Below are 722 nucleotides of genomic sequence, written 5' to 3' on the forward strand. Positions count from 1 at the left end.
TCAACACGGCCAGTTACTACTGTACCACGACCTGAGATTGAGAATACGTCTTCGATAGGCATTAGGAATGGCTTATCGATGTCACGCTCTGGCTCTGGGATGTACGTGTCTAGAGTTTCTAGTAATTCGATTACTGCTGGCTCACCGTATTTACCATCTTTACCGTTTAGCGCTTCTAGTGCTGAACCTTTGATGATTGGCGTGTCATCACCTGGGAAGTCGTAGTCTGAAAGTAATTCACGTACTTCCATTTCTACTAATTCTAGTAACTCTTCGTCATCTACCATGTCACATTTGTTCATGAACACCATGATGTATGGTACGCCAACCTGACGTGATAACAAGATGTGCTCACGAGTTTGTGGCATAGGACCGTCAGTAGCTGATACTACTAAGATAGCGCCGTCCATCTGTGCCGCACCAGTGATCATGTTTTTAACATAGTCAGCGTGACCTGGGCAGTCTACGTGTGCGTAGTGACGTGCTTCAGTGTCATACTCAATGTGTGAAGTATTAATAGTAATACCACGTGCTTTTTCTTCAGGTGCTGAGTCAATTGCAGCATAGTCTTTGGCTTCGCCACCAAAAGTTTTTGCAGCAACAGTTGCGATAGCAGCTGTTAGAGTAGTTTTACCGTGGTCAACGTGACCGATTGTACCAACGTTAACGTGTGGCTTGTTGCGTTCAAACTTGGCCTTTGCCATGAGTGTATCCTCTTATTA

At 44.9% G+C, this 722-nt stretch carries 1 protein-coding gene; it reads right to left on the minus strand.

Features of this window, described 5'->3' with window-relative positions; translation table 11 throughout:
• Positions 1-704, minus strand: a 704-nt coding sequence (locus tag E2R51_RS20570; RefSeq protein WP_133378739.1) for a GTP-binding protein, incomplete at its 3' end; no start/stop codon positions are given.
• Positions 705-722: the final 18 nt, after the last annotated feature.

It is taken from the genome of Jeotgalibacillus sp. S-D1, assembly GCF_004358665.1.
Classification (GTDB): domain Bacteria; phylum Bacillota; class Bacilli; order Bacillales; family Jeotgalibacillaceae; genus Jeotgalibacillus.